The sequence below is a fragment of the Chitinimonas naiadis genome (assembly GCF_054780835.1).
Genome location: NZ_BAAGVO010000005.1, coordinates 33,665 through 49,990, shown reverse-complemented (window position 1 = coordinate 49,990; position 16,326 = coordinate 33,665). Strand labels below are relative to the sequence as shown.

The 16,326-nt window shown below is 63.5% G+C and carries 15 protein-coding genes and 1 tRNA gene; 7 read left to right on the top strand and 9 right to left on the bottom strand.

The genetic code is table 11. The annotated features are described in order from the left end of the window. The first annotated feature begins 39 nt into the window (after positions 1-39). From ACYVHK_RS16130 to ACYVHK_RS16100, 7 genes are all read left to right on the top strand, one after another. Positions 40-1,668: an acyl-CoA dehydrogenase family protein gene (locus tag ACYVHK_RS16130; protein ID WP_460534169.1), complete on the top strand. Its 1,629-nt coding sequence runs from the start codon at positions 40-42 to the stop codon at positions 1,666-1,668. Between the two features lie 166 nt (positions 1,669-1,834). Next, entirely contained in the window at positions 1,835-3,169 is a 1,335-nt protein-coding gene (locus ACYVHK_RS16125) for a deoxyguanosinetriphosphate triphosphohydrolase family protein (protein WP_460534167.1), read from the top strand. Between the two features lie 384 nt (positions 3,170-3,553). Next, positions 3,554-4,483 carry a hydroxymethylbilane synthase gene (hemC, locus tag ACYVHK_RS16120; protein WP_460534165.1) on the top strand — a complete coding sequence of 310 codons (930 nt, stop codon included), beginning with the start codon at positions 3,554-3,556 and terminating at the stop codon, positions 4,481-4,483. A 4-nt stretch (positions 4,484-4,487) separates the two neighbouring features. Next, positions 4,488-6,272: a uroporphyrinogen-III C-methyltransferase gene (locus ACYVHK_RS16115; RefSeq protein WP_460534163.1), complete on the top strand. Its 1,785-nt coding sequence runs from the start codon at positions 4,488-4,490 to the stop codon at positions 6,270-6,272. Then, positions 6,269-7,483, top strand: a complete 1,215-nt coding sequence (locus tag ACYVHK_RS16110) for a heme biosynthesis HemY N-terminal domain-containing protein (protein ID WP_460534161.1) — start codon at positions 6,269-6,271, stop codon at positions 7,481-7,483. The genes ACYVHK_RS16115 and ACYVHK_RS16110 overlap by 4 nt, the downstream gene beginning before the upstream one ends. Beyond that, complete coding sequence (locus tag ACYVHK_RS16105) at positions 7,480-7,917, top strand: DUF2214 family protein (protein ID WP_460534159.1); 438 nt, start codon at positions 7,480-7,482, stop codon at positions 7,915-7,917. The genes ACYVHK_RS16110 and ACYVHK_RS16105 overlap by 4 nt, the downstream gene beginning before the upstream one ends. 10 nt (positions 7,918-7,927) lie before the next feature. After that, positions 7,928-8,344: a DUF4124 domain-containing protein gene (locus tag ACYVHK_RS16100; protein WP_460534157.1), complete on the top strand. Its 417-nt coding sequence runs from the start codon at positions 7,928-7,930 to the stop codon at positions 8,342-8,344. 49 nt (positions 8,345-8,393) lie between these two features. Here the strand turns inward: ACYVHK_RS16100 and ACYVHK_RS16095 are convergent, their stop codons facing one another. From ACYVHK_RS16095 to ispE, 9 genes are all read right to left on the bottom strand, one after another. Beyond that, entirely contained in the window at positions 8,394-8,867 is a 474-nt protein-coding gene (locus tag ACYVHK_RS16095; RefSeq protein WP_460534155.1) for a SixA phosphatase family protein, read from the bottom strand. Positions 8,868-8,925: 58 nt separating this feature from the next. Then, entirely contained in the window at positions 8,926-11,025 is a 2,100-nt protein-coding gene (gene ppk1 / locus ACYVHK_RS16090; RefSeq protein ID WP_460534153.1) for a polyphosphate kinase, read from the bottom strand. 124 nt (positions 11,026-11,149) lie between these two features. Beyond that, entirely contained in the window at positions 11,150-11,422 is a 273-nt protein-coding gene (locus ACYVHK_RS16085) for a Fe(2+)-trafficking protein (RefSeq protein ID WP_460534150.1), read from the bottom strand. 298 nt (positions 11,423-11,720) lie between these two features. Beyond that, the gene (gene ychF / locus ACYVHK_RS16080; RefSeq protein WP_460534148.1) at positions 11,721-12,812 is read right to left on the bottom strand and encodes a redox-regulated ATPase YchF; all 1,092 of its coding nucleotides are present in this window, start codon (positions 12,810-12,812) and stop codon (positions 11,721-11,723) included. 81 nt (positions 12,813-12,893) lie between these two features. Beyond that, positions 12,894-13,511: an aminoacyl-tRNA hydrolase gene (pth, locus tag ACYVHK_RS16075; protein WP_460534146.1), complete on the bottom strand. Its 618-nt coding sequence runs from the start codon at positions 13,509-13,511 to the stop codon at positions 12,894-12,896. Between the two features lie 108 nt (positions 13,512-13,619). After that, on the bottom strand, positions 13,620-14,216 hold the full coding sequence (locus ACYVHK_RS16070) for a 50S ribosomal protein L25/general stress protein Ctc (protein WP_460534144.1): 597 nt from the start codon (positions 14,214-14,216) through the stop codon (positions 13,620-13,622). Between the two features lie 103 nt (positions 14,217-14,319). Further along, a complete protein-coding gene (locus ACYVHK_RS16065) occupies positions 14,320-15,270 on the bottom strand; it encodes a ribose-phosphate pyrophosphokinase (protein ID WP_460534142.1) in 951 nt (316 codons plus the stop codon). A gap of 111 nt (positions 15,271-15,381) precedes the next feature. Next, positions 15,382-15,456: transfer RNA gene (locus ACYVHK_RS16060), tRNA-Gln, on the bottom strand. Between the two features lie 24 nt (positions 15,457-15,480). Beyond that, complete coding sequence (gene ispE, locus ACYVHK_RS16055; RefSeq protein ID WP_460534140.1) at positions 15,481-16,320, bottom strand: 4-(cytidine 5'-diphospho)-2-C-methyl-D-erythritol kinase; 840 nt, start codon at positions 16,318-16,320, stop codon at positions 15,481-15,483. Between the last annotated feature and the right edge of the window lie 6 nt (positions 16,321-16,326).

Sequence of the window (16,326 nt, the reverse complement as noted above, 5' to 3'; positions counted from 1 at the left end):
AGTGCGGACTAGTCTGCTGGCAATAGCGAGGAGACACGCATGAGCTGGCCCACCCATACCGTTAGTAATCAGTCCACACCCCTAACGGACTACAACCCCTATCTCGCGGACCCCGCCTTGCGCGAGGCGGTCGCCCGCGAGGGCGCCAGCTGGGCCGAGGCCGAACTGGCGGCTACCGGCATGCTGCTGGGTACTGCCGAGCAGGTGGAGCTGGCACGGCTGGCCAACCAGTATCCGCCGCAGCTTAGGGCGTTCGATGCCCGGGGGTATCGGCGGGACCAGGTGGAGTTTCATCCGGCCTGGCACGCGCTGATGCAGGGCATTGTCGATCGGGGCTTTCATACTGGTCCCTGGGCGGAGCCCAAAGCCGGCGCCCATGCGGCGCGGGCTGCCGGCTACCTGCTGCAGGCGCAGCTTGAGGCGGGCAGCCTGTGCCCCACTACCATGACCTATGGCGCGGTGCCGGCGATCGCCCGGGACGCGGCTTTGGCTCGCGACTGGCTGCCGGTGCTGTATAGCCGCGACTATGACCCGCGCGACCTGCCGCTGGCGCAGAAGCGTGGCGCCCTGATCGGCATGGGCATGACCGAAAAGCAGGGTGGGTCGGATGTCCGCGCCAATACCACGCGGGCGGAGCGGACGGCCGACGGCAGCTACCGGTTGACGGGCCACAAATGGTTCTTCTCCGCCCCCCAGTGCGACGCGCACCTGGTGCTGGCCCAGGCCGAGGCAGGCTTGTCCTGCTTCTTCGTGCCGCGCTGGCAACCCGATGGCAGCAAGAACCCCATCCTGATCCAGCGACTGAAGGATAAACTCGGCAACAAGTCCAATGCCTCCAGCGAGGTGGAGTTCCAGGCGGCCCATGGTGTACTGCTGGGCGAGGAAGGACGCGGGGTGCCGACCATCCTGGAGATGGGCACCTATACCCGGCTCGACTGCGTGCTGGGCAGCACCGGCATGATGCGGCAGGCAACCTCGCTGGCGCTGCACCATGCGCGGCAGCGTGTGGTGTTCAGCCAAAGACTGATCGACCAGCCGCTGATGCGCAATGTGCTGACCGATCTGGCACTGGAAACCGAGGCGGCCATCGTGCTGGCGATGCGGATGGCCAGGGCATTCGACGCCCGCGACGACGAGGCGGAGACGCTGTTGCGACGCCTGTTGACGCCGGCGGCCAAGTACTGGGTCTGCAAGCGAGGACCGGAGCTGGCGGCCGAGGCGATGGAGGTGATGGGCGGCAACGGCTATGTCGAGGAGGGCGTGCATGCGCGTATCTACCGCGAGATGCCAGTCAATTCGATCTGGGAAGGTTCGGGCAATGTCATGTGCCTGGATGTATTGCGCGCCCTGGCAAAGAGCCCGCGTACGCTGGAGATATTGCAGGCGGAGTTGGCGCCGGCGTTGGGTCGGCATGCTGGCTTTGACCGGTTTGTCGCCGATCTGCAGCGGCAATTCAGCGAGCCGGCGGGATTGGAGAGCCGGGCACGGCGGATTACCCAGCAATTGGTGCTGGCGGTGCAGGCTGGCTTGTTGCTGCAGCACGGGCCGGATTTCGTGGCACATGCCTTCGTGCAGTCGCGCTTGATGGGCGATTGGGGGGATAGCTTCGGCACCTTGCCGGCAACGGTGGATTTCGAGGGGGTGTTGGTGCGGGCATTGGTGGTTTAGGTTCTTTGGCGGCGGCTGGGCGTGTTGGGCTTCGCTTTGCTCAACCCAAGCTACCTGGCTCAACCCAGGGTGTATGGCTGAGCGGAATGGTTGGCGGCTTCCTATCCGGGCGTCCTCCACTACAATGGCTTTCTTCGCCGCATACCGGCTTGCAAGGTAGTGACTCATGTCGCAAATGAACTGGCCGCAACTGCTCTCCGCTGATCGCTTGCGCGCACCGCGCCGGGTTCCGGAGACCGGGCCGGCGATAGGACGGTCCGACTTCCACAAGGATCACGACCGGTTGGCGTTTTCCTCGCCATTCCGTCGGCTGGGTCGCAAGACCCAGGTCCATCCGATGACCGAGAACGACCATGTCCATACCCGGCTGACGCATTCGATCGAGGTCGGGTGCGTGGGACGCTCGCTGGGCATCATGGTCGGGCAGGCGCTGGGCAACAAGCTGCCGGCGCATATCATTCCCTACGATATCGGTGCCATCGTGCAGGCGGCTTGCCTTGCGCACGATATTGGCAATCCACCGTTCGGCCATGCCGGCGAGTACGCGATCCGCGACTGGTTCCGACAGTCGGCCAATGCCTATCTGTTGCAGAACCTGACCGCGGACGAGCGTCGCGACGTGCAGACCTTCGAGGGGAATGCGCAGGGGTTCCGGGTGGTGACCCAGCTCGAGAACCATCGTTTCGACGGCGGCATGCGACTGACCTTCGCGACCTTGGGCGCGACGCTAAAGTACCCCTGGACCAGCGAGCATGCCGGCTTCAAGGAGAAGTTCAGCTGCTACCAAGCGGAGAAGAAGTTGCTCGACGAGGTGGCGCTGGAGCTTGGCCTGATCGCCAAGGGGGGCGGCGTATGGTGCCGCCATCCGCTGAGCTACCTGATGGAGGCGGCCGACGATATCTGCTATGCCATCCTGGACCTTGAGGACGGGGTGGAGATCGGCATGTTGCCGTTCGAGACCATCGCGCCGATGCTGATCCGGCTCGCCGGCATCGATGACGATCTGCTGGCGCTGGAAGTGGCGGGGGCGCCCAGCGTGCGGCGCAAGATGTCGCTGCTGCGCTCCAAGGCGATTGACCGTTGCGTGCGCGAGGTGACGGCCGCCTTCCTGCGTCATCACGATGCCTTGCTGGCCGGCGAGTACGAGGGCGACCTGATTGCAGCCTGCCCGGACTTTGTCAGGCATGGCATACGCGACGCCAAGCAACTGGCGCGTGAACGCATCTTCAACAACCGGCGCAAAGTCGAGATCGAGGTCGGCAGCTTCACCTGCCTGGATATCCTGCTGGAAGCCTTTTGCGGCGCGGCCTACCAGCTGCGCATCGAGCCGGAGCGCTTGAGTTTTCGCAATAAGCGCATCCTTGACCTGATGGAGTACAACGCGCCGATCCGGGACTGGCCCTTGTACGAGAGCTATATGCGGGTGCTCGATTTCATCGGCGGCATGACCGACAACTACGCGACCTACCTTGCCCAGCAGGTCGGGGGCATGGGGAGGTGACGCTCTACCTGAGGTGGCGATCTCTGGGAGCGTGGCTCCGCCCGGGAAGCCTGGGCGCTTAAGGTCTTTCTGAGATCAACCATTCCTCGCTGATTTAATCCGGGCCCCCACGGCCCCCCGAGTTCTGCACGCACAGGCTCTTGGCGCTAAAGCGCCAAGAACTCTGGCGGCCTCGCCGTCTCGACTGCGTGGTTGTTGCCCCTTCAGGGGCCTACAACCACGGCGTCCTCTTTACGGGGGGGCTCGCTGATGCGAGCAAGCAGGCCCTTCCGGCGGCAGTTTAGTAATTTGTTGGTAGGCCGCTACAGTTCTCCCTCTCCGGGACTGTGCCGGTGCGCATGCTAGAATCTGAGCAAATACATCTATCCCCCGAGACTGCCCGCTGTGTCTGTACCTGATCACCTCGTCATCGCCACGCGCGAATCCGCCCTTGCCCTGTGGCAAGCCCGCCACATCGCCACCCGTCTTGAAGCGCTCTATCCGGGATTGAAAGTGGAACTGCTGGGGATGACTACCCAGGGGGACCGCATCCTCGACGTGACCCTGAACAAGATCGGCGGCAAGGGCCTGTTCGTGAAGGAGCTGGAGACGGCTCTGCTCGAAGGCCGCGCCGACCTGGCCGTGCATTCGATGAAGGACATGCCGATGCGGCTGCCGGATGGCTTTGCCATCGCGGCCATCACCGAGCGCGAAGACCCGCGCGATGCCTTTGTCTCCAATGCCTATGCCCGGTTGGTCGACCTGCCTGCCGGTGCGGTGGTGGGTACGTCCAGCCTGCGCCGTGAAGCGCAGATCCGGGCGGTCTATCCGCAATTGCAGGTCAAGCCGCTGCGCGGCAACCTGCAGACCCGCTTGGGCAAGCTCGATGCCGGCGAGTACGACGCGATCATCCTGGCCGCCGCGGGCCTCAAGCGACTTGGGCTGGGCGACCGGATCAAGACGGCGCTGAGCCCCGAGGAAAGCCTGCCCGCGCCGGGCCAAGGTGCGCTGGGTATCGAGATTCGTGCCGATCGTGCGGAACTGTTGGCCTTGCTGGCCCCACTGAACCATGCCGAGACGGCCGACTGCGTGACGGCCGAGCGGGCCATGAGCCTGCGGCTCGATGGCTCGTGCGAGACGCCGCTGGGCGGCTATGCCGAGATCGTCGATGAGCATTTCCTGCGCATGCGCGGTTTTGTCGCGAGCCCGGACGGCAGCGAGATACTGCGTGCCGAATCCAATGGCAGCCGGGCTGCTGCCCTGGGCCTGGGCCGGCAGGTTGCCGACCTGATGCTGACCGAGGGCGCCCGCGCCCTGCTTACTCCCAAAGCCTGAACCTATGACCAGTCCGCTTGCTTCCCGCCGCTTCCTGCTGACCCGACCTGCCAAGCAGGCCGAACATCTGGCCGCACTGTTGGCGGAGCAAGGTGCGCAGGTCTTACGCGCACCGATGATAGAGATTGCCGAGAGCAGCCAGCCGGCGGCGCTGCAGGCGGTGTTGCAGCGGCTGGATGACTTTGACCTGGCGGTGTTTGTCAGCCCGACTGCGCTCGATGAGGTGGCGGCGCGCTTGCCGGGCTGGCCGGCCGAGCTGACCGTCGCGGTGGTCGGGCCGTCCTCGCAGGTGCGGGCGCTGGAACTGGGGATGCAGGATGTTATCAGCCCGGAATCGCGCTTCGATAGCGAAGGGCTGCTGGAGCACCCCTTGTTGCAGCGGCTGGATGGCCGGCGGGTGGTGCTGTTCCGCGGCAATGGCGGACGGGAGCTGCTGGCCGATACGCTGCTGGCTCGCGGTGCGACGGTGGAGGTGGTCGAGGCTTACCGCCGCCTGCCGCCCAATGTGAGCCGTGAATCTCTGCAGGCCTTGCTGGCCCAGGGCTGCGATGGCGTGATCGCCACCAGTAGCGAAGCGATCCAGAACCTGTTCGCCCTGTGCGACGAGGCCCTGGCCAGCCAGCTGCGCGAGATCCGCTTCTTTGCCAGCCACGCCGCGATAGCCGAGACCATACGGCAGTTCGGCGTGACGACGGTCATCGGTACGCGGACCGGTGACGCGGGCATCGTGGGCTCCCTGCGCGAATACTTTTCCAGCCCGGCGGCGGTGCCGCCCGTGCCGGCGAGCGAGGCTACGACCATCGTGCGTGCGCCTGCGGGTGGCGGGCAATGGCGATGGATCGTGACGGCGGTGGTGCTGGCGGTGCTGGTATCGATGCTGATCGTCCATTACCAGCGCGAGGCCATGAAGGCCGAACTCAGCAGTCGCTTTGCCCAGCTGGAAAGCCGGCAGCAGGCGCTGACCGCCGGCGAGCAGCGCGATGGCGGCCGGATGAGCCAGCTCGATGCGCAGCTCAACGGCATCGACCACCATATCGAGGAATTACGTGCGCAGCAGGTCGACCTGCAGGCACTGTACGGCGCCATCGCCGGTGACCAGGAGGAGACGCTGCTGGCCGACGCCGAGCTGACCTTGTCGCTGGCCAGCCAGCAACTGCAGCTGACCGGCAACGTGGGCGCCAGCCTGGCGGCGCTGTACCGGCTTGATGAACGGCTGGCTGGGCATGACAAGCCGCGGCTCATGCCTTTGCGCCGTGCGCTGGCGAAGGATATTGACAGCCTGAAGCGGGTGCCGTGGATCGACTATGTGGGCTTGTCGGCCAAGATCGATACGTTGGCGGGCAGCGTGGACCGCCTGCCACTGGTGGTGGATGCCAAGGTGCCGGAAGACCAGGCGGCCAGCGAGGCGGTAGGCCATCGCGGCGTGCTCGGTGAACTCGGCCGGGCGCTGGGTGCGCTGGTGGAGATACGCCGTATCGACCAGCCGGACCCGGTGCTGCTGGCGCCGGAGCAGGCCCTGTACCTGCGGGAGCACATCAAGCTGCGTCTGCTCAATGCCCGCTTGGCGCTGTTGCAACGGGACGAGCCGACCTTCCGCCGTGACCTGATGGCTGCCGATGCCGGCCTGCGCAAGCATTTTGACACCCGCTCCAAGCCGGTCATCGCTACCCTCAATACCTTGCGCGAGCTGCAGGGGGCCCAGCCAGCACAGGTGCTGCCCAGCCTGGCCGACAGCCTGAACGCCGCTCGCGATGCGCGCCGCAAGGCCAGCCGGGAGGACAGCAAGTGAGGATACTGTTCTGGCTGCTGGCCCTGTTTGCCCTGGCGGTAAGCCTGGCGCTGTTCGCCCGCTACAACTCCGGCTATGCGCTGTTGTTCTTTCCGCCGTGGCGGATCGAGCTGTCGCTGAATGCCTTCGTGCTGCTGTTCGCACTCCTGGTGCTGGGGGGGTACGGCATCGTCAAGCTGGTCGACTGGTTGCTGGCCATGCCGCGTAATGTGCGTCGCTACCATGCTGCCAAGCGTATCCGTGACGCCCGGCGCTATCGGCGCGATGCGATCACCGCGTTGATCGAGGGTCGTTACCACAAGGCGGTACGTGCCAGTCGGGTCGCTCGCGAGGCGGAGGACGAGCGTGATATGAAGCTGATCGATACTCTGATCGCGGCACGGGCGGCGCATTTTGGCCGTGATTATGAGGCACGGGACAAGTTTGTCGAAGAGGCGCGTGACGCCAGTGGCGGCCGTTCGCTGGCGCTGGACATGCTCGAGGCCGAGATGTGCTACGAGCAGTATCGCAACCGGGAAGCGCTGGCGGCCTTGCAGCGGGTGTATGCGCAGTCGCCCAAGCTGACGGCGGCGCTCAAGCTGGAACTGAAGGTGAGGCAGCAGGAGAATCACCCGGCCAGGGTGATCGAGCTGACCGACCTGCTGGAGAAGAGCGACGGGCTTGATCCCAGCCATGCGGCCCGGATACGCAACCAGGCCCGGCTGGCGCAGTTGCGGCTATCGCCCATGGATGGTCGTGAGTTGACCCGCTGGTGGAGCGGCCTCAAGCGCGAGGAGCGGGTGCTGCCCAAGCTGGCGGCGGCTGCTGCCCGACAGTTCATCCGGGTGGGGCTCGGGGATCAGGCCGAGAACCTGTTGGTCGATGCGCTCGAAGCCGAGTGGGACGTGGCGCCGCTGGAGATCTACGGCGAATTGGGCCGTCTTGGCGTGAAGGGCGACGCCGTCAAACGGCTGGCGCGGGCCGAAGACTGGCTGCGCCATCATCCCAATGACCACCAGCTTCTGCTGGCGCTGGGGCGGATGTGCCGCGACGCCGCACTGTGGGGCAAGGCACGCAATTACCTTGAGGCCAGCGTGGCGGTGGCGGCAACGCCGGTGGCACATGCTGAGCTCGGGCAGTTGCTGGAACAGCTGGAAGAGCGGGAGACCGCAGATCACCACTACCGTGCGAGCCTGGGGTTGGCGCTGGACCTGCTGGAGAAGCGCGCATGATGGGCAATGCACTGCTGGCAGGGTTCCATTACCTGGGTGCCATGCTGCTGATGGCCTGCCTCGTGACCGAGCATATGCTGCTGAAGCCGCGCATGGATGCCGATACCTTGCGCAAGCTAGGGCGCATCGACGGCCTGTATGGCATGTTGGCAATATTGCAGATCGTGACTGGACTGGGACGCATCTGGGCCGAAAAGGGGTTGGCTTTCTATGCCCATAGTGGCCTGTTCCATCTTAAAATCACCTTGTTCGTCCTGCTGGGGTTGCTGTCCATCTATCCGACGGTGCGCATCATCGCGTGGCGTCGGCGTGCCGGTGCTGTGGCCGAATGGGCCCCACCCGAGTTCAAACGGGTGCTGATGCTGGTACGGGTGGAATTATTGCTGTTGATCTTGTTGCCGATCGTGGCCAGTCTGATGGCCCGGGGCTGGTAGGAGCATGAGTGTGAAGCGTCTTTTGCTGACGTGCCTGTTTCTGTTGTTGGCGAGCCCGAGCTGGGCTGGCCGGGTCAACCGTTGTACCGATGCGAACGGCAAGAGCCAGTATTCGGAAATGCCTTGCCCGCAGGGGAACAAGGTCGAGTCCATACGGACCGTCGAAAGCAATATCGGTGGCAGCGGCAGCGACCTGCAGGGCTTGCTCGAGCAGGAGCGGGCACGTGCCGAGCGCTTTATCGGCTCGGACGATGTCGTGCGCATTTCGGCTACCCGTACGACCCAGTCGCCCAATATGTGCAATGTCGCGACCCAGGAGTACCAGACGGCGAAGCGCAACCTGCTGTGCTGGGCGCGGGCGACCTGCGATAACGACCATACCCGCGAGCTCTACAAGCGCGCCGTCGCCGCCTGTCGGCGCTACTAGGGCGCGCTGCGCAGCACGACCTGCCACTGCTTGGGGGCGGGCGTGAGATCTACAGTTGCTCGGGACTCAGCACCGCCTTGAGGCCGATATGGGCCCGCCCGTCCCGGAGCCGGTACTGCAACCACCAGATAGCGCCCTTCCTGGCGTTCCAGTCGGCCTCCATGCCACTCAAAAGCTGTGCCGCAACTCTGCCTAGCGTAGGCTGATGGCCGACCAGTACGGTCGCTCGCTCGGCCTCGGGCCAGCCGGCGACCTGCAGGTACTGCTCGGCGCTGGCGCCGGGGTTCAGCCGTTCATCCACTTCATGTTCCGGATTTAGTGCCGCGGCGGTCTGTCGTGCACGCACGGCGGTGCTGGCAATGATGCGGGTATGACTGGGCAGGCGTGCAGCCAGCCAGACGGCCATCTTGCGAGCCTGCTTGTGGCCGCGCTCGGTCAGGGCGCGGGCCAGATCGCTGGTCTCGTCGTCATCGTCGGTATCCTCGGCCTCGGCATGGCGCCACAGGATCAGATTGGTCTTCATCGCCTATCCAATAGAAATGGCCAATAAAAAGGGGCGCCGCAGCGCCCCCGTGTCCGGATCAATCCCTGGCTTTCGCCGCGAGGTCTGCCAATAGCATGCCTTGCGCACTGCGCAGCTTGCCGCCACGTGCGGTTTTCTTGCGATAGCGGCCGTCGGGCTGCATTTCCCAGGCCTGGGCGTTGTCGACCAGGTAGGGGCGCAGGCCTTCGCGGATGATGCGGCGCTTGCTCTTGCTGTCGAAGATGGGGAAGGCGACCTCGATGCGGCGGAAGAAGTTGCGCCCCATCCAGTCGGCCGAGCCCAGGTAGAGATTCTCGGCACCGTCGTTGAAGAAGTAGAACACGCGGGTGTGTTCCAGGAAGCGGCCGACAATGGAGCGGACCTTGATGTTCTCGCTCAGGCCCTTGACGCCCGGGCGCAGCGTGCAGACGCCGCGCACGATCAGGTGGATGGTCACGCCGGCCTTGCTCGCGTCGTACAAGGCCTCGATCAGGGCGGGCTCGAGCAGCGAGTTCATCTTGGCGATGATGACGGCGCGGCGGCCGGCACGGGCGATATCGGCCTCGCGATTGATGGCGGCCACCATCGAGGAGTGCATGGTGAACGGCGACTGCCACAGGTGCTTGAGTTTGCCGGGGTTGCCCATGCCGGTCAGCTGGATGAACACGTCGTTGACGTCGGCACACTTCTCTTCGTTGGCCGTCATCAGGCCGAAGTCGGTATAGAGCTTGGCGGTACGCTGATGGTAGTTGCCGGTGCCGAGGTGGGCGTAGCGGCGCAGCCGGCCTTCCTCGCGCCGGACGATCAGCAGCATCTTGGCGTGGGTCTTGTAGCCGTAGACCCCGTAGACGACGTGGGCGCCGACGCGTTCGAGCTTGGCGGCCCAGTTTATGTTCGCTTCCTCATCGAAACGGGCCATCAGTTCCACGACTGCGGTGACTTCCTTGCCGGCCTCTGCCGCCTCGATCAGCGCTTCCATCAGCGCGGAATCCTTGGAGGTGCGGTAGACCGTCATCTTTATCGCCACGACCTGCGGGTCGCGCGCCGCCTGCTGCAGCAGATCGATCACCGGGGTGAAGCTCTGGAACGGGTGGTGCAGCAGGATGTCGCCGTGGCGGATGGCGTTGAACATGTCCGGCTGCTTGCGCAATTCCTTGGGTACGCCGGGCATGAAGGGCTGGAACTTCAGATCGGGGCGATCGACCTGGTCGGGCACCTGCATGAAACGCACCAGGTTGACCGGCCCGTCGACGCGGTACAGGTCTTCATCATCGAGACCGAACTGTTCGAGCAGGAAGTCGGAAATATGGTGCGGGCAGTTGTCGGCGACTTCGAGACGAACGCCATCGCCGAATTGGCGCTGGCTCAGTTCGCCCTGCAGTGCGGCGCGCAGGTCCTTGACGTCTTCTTCGTCGACGTTGAGGTCGGAATCCCGCGTGACGCGGAACTGGTAGCAGCCCCGCATTTCCATGCCGGGGAACAGTTCGTCGACATGGGCGTGCAGGACCGAGGACAAGAAGACGAAGCCGTGTTCGACACCGGAGACTTCGGACGGCAGCTTGATGAAGCGCGGGAAGATGCGCGGCGCCTGCACGATGGCCACGCCGGAGCTGCGACCAAAGGCATCGCGACCATCGAGCTCGACCACGAAGTTGAGGCTCTTGTTCAGAAGGCGCGGGAAGGGATGGGCCGGGTCCAGGCCGATAGGCGTCAGGACCGGGGCGAGCTCACGGTCGAAATACTCACGTACCCAGGTGCGCTGTGCCTCGGTCCACATGGTACGCCGCAGGAAGACTACGCCTTCCTCCGCCAGGGCGGGCAGCAGCACCTCCCGCAGAATTTTGTACTGTTTCTCGACCAGGGCGTGCGCATCCTCGGCAATGCGATGGAAGGCGGCCTCCGGCGAGAGTCCATCCGGCGCGGGCCGGGCGTTGTGCATGCGGATGCTTTCCTTGAGCCAGGCAACCCGGACCTCGAAGAACTCGTCCATATTGGACGACACGATGCACAGGAAGCGCAGCCGCTCAAGCAGCGGGTTGTGCGGGTCTTCCGCCTGCGCCAGCACACGCCGGTTGAACTCCAGCAGACCGAGTTCGCGGTTGAGGAACAGCTCGGTGCCGTGTTCCTGATAATGATGCTGAGGGTTTGCGTGGGTCATGTTGTGGGCTATCTGGCAGTGTGTGGCCGGGCCGGAACGAAGCAGTATAACCATCCCACGGGTCTGTCAGCAGCAGCCGGAAAGCAAAATGGCCGCTAAGGCGGCCATTGTTGCGGTGCAGGGCTTATTCCTGCGGCGGGACGTAGCCCTGCACGGCGTCTGCGCCGCTACCGAAGAAGTAGTTCTGCAACTGCTGCGACAGGTACTGACGGGCGCGGCTGTCGGCGAGATTCAGGCGGTTTTCGTTGATCAGCATGGTCTGGTGCTTGACCCAGGCTGCCCAGGCTTCCTTGGAAACACTGTCGAAAATCTTCTTGCCCATCTCGCCGGGCAGCGGCGGGAAGTCCAGCCCTTCGGCTTCGCGACCGAGCTTGATGCAATTTACCGTTCTGGCCATGTCGGTATTCCTCTTGAAACTAACAGATATTCGTGACAATCCGGTGACGCAAAGATTCCGGTCCTGCTGTCCGGGGCCGATCAGGGGAGGTGTTGCTTCTGATCGTGCCGCTTCGGACAAGGTTTGAGGCAATCCCCGTACGAGCGTCAGCGAGGCTCCCTCGCGGCGGCGAGGGCGGGGGGGCGTGGATTCAATCAAGCATACCGTTTGAACCACGTCCCGATTACGATGCCCGTTAACACCCGGCTGTGCCGGGTGGTGCGCTGCGATTGGCAGCATCGGACATCGTGGCGCCTCATCAAACGTTGAACAGGAAGTTCAGCACGTCACCATCCTTGACGACGTACTCCTTGCCTTCCGAACGCATCTTGCCGGCTTCCTTGGCGCCTTGTTCACCCTTGTACTGGATGTAGTCATCGAAGGAAATGGTCTGGGCGCGGATGAAGCCGCGTTCGAAGTCGGTATGGATCACGCCCGCAGCCTGCGGGGCGGTATCGCCGACATGGATGGTCCAGGCGCGGACTTCCTTCACGCCGGCGGTGAAGTAGGTCTGCAGGCCGAGCAGCCTGTAGCCGGCACGGATCAGGCGGTTGAGGCCCGGCTCTTCGAAGCCCAGGTCTTCCAGGAAGGCCTGCTTGTCGGCGTCGTCAAGGTCGGACAGTTCCATCTCGATCTTGGCGCACAGTGCGACCACGGGCGCGCCTTCGGCTGCGGCGTGGGCTTTGAGGCGATCAAGGTGGGGGTTGTTCTCGAAGCCGTCTTCCAGCACGTTGCCGACATACATGGCGGGCTTGATGGTCAGCAGGCACAGCGGCTTGAGCAGGTCCTTGTCGTCGTCGCTGAGCGCCAGGGTGCGGGCGGGCTTGCCTTCGTTCAGGTGCGGCAGCAGCTTTTCGCAGACTGCGATCAGTTTTTGCGCGTCCTTGTCGCCGGACTTGGCCTTCTTGCCTTCGCGCTGGATGGCTTTTTCGACGCCAGCCATGTCGGCCAGGGCGAGCTCGGTCACGATGACTTCGATGTCGGCCAGCGGGTCGATACGTCCGGCGACGTGGACGACGTTTTCATCGTCGAAGCAGCGCACGACGTTGACGATGGCATCGGTCTCGCGGATGTTGGCCAGGAACTGGTTGCCCAGGCCCTCGCCCTTGCTGGCGCCGGCGACCAGGCCGGCGATATCGACGAATTCGACGATGGCGGGCTGGATCTTCTGCGGGTTGACGATCTTCGACAGCTCGGCGAGGCGGGCGTCGGGCACTTCAACGATGCCGACATTGGGCTCGATGGTGCAGAAGGGGTAGTTCTCGGCTGCGATGCCGGCCTTGGTCAGGGCATTGAACAGGGTGGACTTGCCGACATTGGGCAGGCCGACGATGCCGCATTTCAGGCTCATGGGAAATCCTTCCGGTAAAACATCATTGTAATCGCTGTGGCGGGGTGCATCACGCCGATGGTTCGGTTTGCGCCTGCGCGGTCATGGCGCGGGCTTGGCGACCTTGGGCTTGGTGTTCACCTGCATGGTGGCCTTGTTGTACTCACCGTGCGACAGGGCGCGCCAGGCCGCCAGGGTACGGCTGATGGCGTCGTCGATCTGCGGCTGCTCGTCCTGGCGCGGGCGATGGAGGACAAAGTCGACCACCGGCTGGTTGAGGCCCAGCGAGCGCGGATGGCCGACACCAAGGCGCAGGCGCCAGAAGTCGGCCGTGCCGAGCATGGCCTGGATATCCTTGAGGCCATTGTGGCCGGCATGGCTGCCGCCCTGCTTGAGCTTGGCTTCGCCAGGCAGCAGGTCGAGCTCGTCGTGTACGACCAGGATTTCCTGCGGCAGGATTTTGTAGAAGCGGGCGAGGGCGGCGACCGAGTGGCCGGAGCGATTCATGAAGGTCGTGGGCTGCAGCAGCCAGACTTCACTATCGCCCTGCTTGGCGCGTCCGGCGAGGCCGAGGAATTTGCTTTCGACCTTGAGGCTGGCACCCAGCTCGCGCGCGAGCGCATCCACCCACCAGAAGCCGGCGTTGTGACGCGTGTCGGCGTATTCCGGGCCGGGATTGCCGAGGCCAACAACGAGACGGATGGGCGGGGTGGTGGTCATATCCGGTGTCTTTGATCGCCGCGGGCATGGGGCTTGTGCGCGGCGGGATGTGAAAACGGCCCGTCAGCCGGTAAGGGCGACGAGCCGTCTGCAGGGAAACGCTGCCAATTAGGCGGCGGTTTCCTCGGTGGCAGCGCCACGGACCGACAGGATGGTGGCAACGGTAGCGTTGTCGCCATGCTTGAGGGCCACGAAGGCAACGCCTTCCGGCAGCTTGATGCTGTCGAGGTGAACCGAATTGCCGGCTTCCAGGTCCTTCAGGTCAACTTCGATGAACTCAGGCAGCTTGCTCGGCAGGCATTCGACATCGGCGTCGGTCATGACGTGCGACACGATGCCGCCACCCAGCTTCACGCCAGGTGCTACGTCGGCGTTGATGAAGTGGAACGGAACCTTGGTGTGGATCTTTTCGTTCGGGTTCACGCGCTGGAAGTCGACGTGCATGACGATCTGCTTCCAGGGGTGGTACTGGGCGTCACGGATCAGGACGGGCTCAGCCTTGCCATCCACCTTCAGGTTCAGGATGGAAGCGTGGAAAGCTTCGTGCTGCATGGCGTAGTACAGGTCGTTGTGCACCAGTTCGATGGCGACGGGCTCTTGGCCTGCGCCGTAGATGATGCCGGGGACCTTACCAGCGAGACGCAGGCGGCGGCTCGCTCCGGTGCCCTGTTCGACGCGCTTGGTGGCGATAACTTCGATAGACATAGTCTTGCTCCAGAACAACTACATAAAAATGCATCACCCGCGACCAGATGATGCTTGCGAACCGGCCAGCCCTTGCGGGGCTGGCCGGATGATTCAATCTGTCTTAGTCAACGAACAGCGTGGAAACCGACTCTTCGTTGTTGATGCGGCGCAGGGTCTCGGCCAGCAGCGGGGCCAGGCTGACGACGCGGATGCGGCTCGACTTCTTGGCGGCTTCGCTGAGCGGGACGGTATCGGTGACGACCAGTTCGTCGAGTTCCGATTGGCCGATACGCTCGACTGCCGGGCCGGACAGCACCGGATGGGTGGAGTAGGCCAGTACCCGCTTGGCGCCGTGTTGCTTGAGGGCTTCGGCGGCCTTGCAGAGGGTGTTGGCGGTATCGACCATGTCATCCATGATCAGACAGGTACGGCCTTGCACGTCACCGATGATGTGCATCACTTCGGCCACGTTGGCCTTGGGGCGACGCTTGTCGATGATGGCAAGTTCGGTATTCAGTTGCTTGGCCATGGCGCGGGCACGCAGTACGCCGCCCACGTCAGGCGAGACGACCATCAGGTCTTCGTAGTTCTTGGTACGGACATCATCAAGCAGCACCGGGGTGGCGTAGATGTTGTCGACCGGGATGTCGAAGAAACCCTGGATCTGGTCGGCGTGCAGGTCGACGGTCAGCAGACGGTCCACTCCTGCAGCTTGCAGCATGTTGGCGACGACCTTGGCCGAGATCGGCACACGGGCCGAACGCGGACGACGATCCTGGCGCGCATAGCCGAAGTAAGGCATGGCGGCGGTGATCCGGCCGGCGGAGGCGCGCTTGAGCGCGTCGACCATCAGCAGGACTTCCATCAGATTGTCGTTAGTAGGGGCGCAGGTGGATTGCAGGACGAAGACGTCACGGCCGCGGACATTTTCCAGCAGCTCGACGGTGGCTTCACCATCGCTGAAACGACCTACGGTGGCACGACCGACAGTGATGTCGAGGTGCTTGGCTACCGCGTCGGCCAATTGTGGGTTGGCGTTGCCGGTAAAGACCATCAAACTGTCGTAGGCCATGTCCTGATCCTTAACAAAAAAAGAAAGCGTGTAATCGTTATTACACGCTTTCTGGTTTCTTTTTGCGTTAGGTTTGCGCATAGAGCAGCGGCCCGAACGCTTTGCAGATATTGGCAGGGGAGGTAGGGATCGAACCTACGAATGTCGGAATCAAAATCCGATGCCTTACCACTTGGCGACTCCCCTACACTTGCCCGACTGATGCAAGCATCAATCCAGCAAATTAAACAAAGGGTGCTGCATCATTCCTTGCGCGATAAAACCATGCATTGTGGCAGGCAGGTTTTGTAGGACACGCTCGGCTTCCGCTTGGGTATTGAATGCAGCAAATACACAAGCACCTGATCCGGTCATCATCGCTGGGCCGTACTGGCTAAGCCAGGTCAGGTATTCGGCGATGACGGGGTATTTCCGTTTGGCCACTGTTTCCAGGTCGTTTCGGACTTGGCTGCTCGGAAAGGCCGCCATTATTATGGGCTTGCTATCGCGTGTCAAGCTTGGATCTGAAAATATCTCGACAGTGGGTACGGATGCTGGCGGAATCAACACACTATACCATTGAGCGGGCAGGGTTATTTCCTGTAATGCCTCGCCGACGCCTTCTGCAAAAGCATTGCGGCCGAACACGAAAACCGGGACATCAGCACCGAGTTTCAGGCCCAATTCCTGTAGTTCGGCCCGGCTGAGACCGGTTTTCCAGAGGTGATTGAGGGCGATCAGGACGGTTGCGGCATCGGAGCTGCCTCCGCCCAGGCCGCCGCCCATGGGCAGGCGCTTGTCCAGACGAAGATTGCAACCCAGGCTGCTGCCTGTATGGGCCTGCAAGAGGCGCGCAGCCCTGACGATCAGGTCGCTTTCCACCGGGACACCCGGAATCGGGTTGTCGTGGACGACCTCGCCATCGTCGCGAACCGCGATATGGATGGTGTCGCCGTGGTCAATAAAGCGGAAGACGGTTTGCAGCAGATGGTAGCCGTCGTCGCGGCGACCGGTGACATGCAGAAAGAGATTGAGCTTGGCGGGCGCGGGGAAGCTTTGATACGACGTCATGGCGAA